Annotated in this window: 2 protein-coding genes; both read left to right on the top strand. The window is 46.3% G+C overall.

The window, feature by feature from the left end; genetic code table 11:
- A partial coding sequence (locus B3P58_RS17995) for an NAD(P)/FAD-dependent oxidoreductase (RefSeq protein ID WP_286719463.1) occupies positions 1–993 on the top strand: 993 nt, incomplete at its 5' end.
- Positions 994–1,265: 272 nt separating this feature from the next.
- Positions 1,266–1,676 (top strand): hypothetical protein (locus B3P58_RS17990; RefSeq protein WP_286719461.1); only part of this gene is annotated, 411 nt, incomplete at its 3' end.

Here is a 1,676-nt window from a genome sequence, read left to right as displayed (position 1 = left end):
GCCTATGACTATCTGGTGATCTGCACTGGCCCGAAACTGAATTTTGCCGCGGTTGAGGGCGCTGGCCCACATGGCGGTTTTACCCAATCGGTATGTTCGCTGGATCATGCCGAAACCTGCTATGACAATGTTAAAGCCATGATCGCCGAACCGGGCCCGGCGATTGTCGGTGCCATGCCGGGCGCTTCCTGTTTTGGGCCGGCTTATGAGTACGCCTTTATTCTTGATAAAGAACTGCGTAACAAAAAAGTCCGTGACCGTATTCCTATGACCTATGTGACCAGTGAGCCTTACATTGGCCATCTGGGGTTAGGCGGTGTGGGGGATTCCAAATCGATGCTGGAAAGCGAGTTGCGTAACCGTCATATCAAATGGATTACCAACGCCAAGGTCACCCGCGTGGCCGACGGCATGATGTATGTCGATGAAATGAATGACGATGGTTCGCTGAAAAAACAGCATGAGCTGCCGTTTAAGCACTCCATGATGTTGCCGTCCTTTGCCGGGGTTGACCCGGTGGCTGCGGTGGAGGGGCTGGTGAATCCGAAAGGCTTTGTCATTATCGACGAGTTCCAGCGTAACCCGACCTTTAAAAATATTTTCTCGGCGGGTGTGTGTGTTGCCATTCCTCCTGTAGAGGAAACGCCGGTTCCGACCGGTACGCCGAAAACCGGCTATATGATCGAATCCATGATGACTGCGATTGCGCATAATCTGGCAGCTGACCTGGATGGCAAAGGTGAAGCTAATGCCCGCGGGACCTGGAATGCAATCTGTCTGGCGGATATGGGAGACACGGGCGCGGCCTTTGTTGCCATTCCGCAGATTCCGCCACGCAATGTCACCTGGTTCAAAAAAGGTAAGTGGGTGCATCTGGCGAAAATTGCTTTCGAAAAATACTTTATCCGCAAGATGAAAACCGGTTCCAGTGAACCGATTTATGAAAAATACACATTAAAAGCACTGGGTATCAACCGTCTAAAGGATGAGTAATGACAGATATAGCCGGAGTTAAATTCACAAATGCTTTTTATTACAGGTAAATATTAAAGGATGATTTACTAAACGCCCCATTTTTAACGTGGGGCGTTAACACAAATAAATTTTATCGTGTATATCCAAAAGTATAGTTTTTAATAGGTTACTTCAATCCAAGAAAATATTACTTATATTAATATCGTCTGATATTCCTGGTGCCGTTGATTTTTGTGGGGCGATAGATCATGCTGCGCTTTATATCAAGGATGTCGAACGAGAATCAGGTTATGGATACAGCAGTGCTGCACCCCAATGCTCAGATAACTTTTATGCCGGAAAACAATTCATCTGAGCAACAGTATTCATATCACCCTTCGCTATTAGCTTCTCTTAATCAGCAATTACGCACGTCATTAAAAACGCCAGCGAAAATTTCTGCAGAAGAATGGCCTGAACGTATAACAAATGTATTTTCTGAAAGTGTCTGTCAGGTAATTAATGATTCTCCGGCTCTGCCGGTATTTCAGCAATGTTTTCAGGAGCTTACGGGATTTTATTGCTCGCTGGATATTCCCGCTCCTTTACGTCAGCGTCAATTTATTAATAAAAATGGCTTAGTGATGTCGCCGGATTATGCCATCCGTACAGTACTGGACAGTGTCCGTGTCAGTACTTTCTGGCAGGCGCTCAGTAACATT

The organism is Thalassolituus sp. UBA2009, from assembly GCF_002335285.1.
GTDB lineage: Bacteria > Pseudomonadota > Gammaproteobacteria > Pseudomonadales > Oceanobacteraceae > Venatoribacter > Venatoribacter alkanivorans.
Note: the sequence above shows the minus strand (reverse complement) of the source record. Positions and strands in the feature narration are given on the sequence as shown.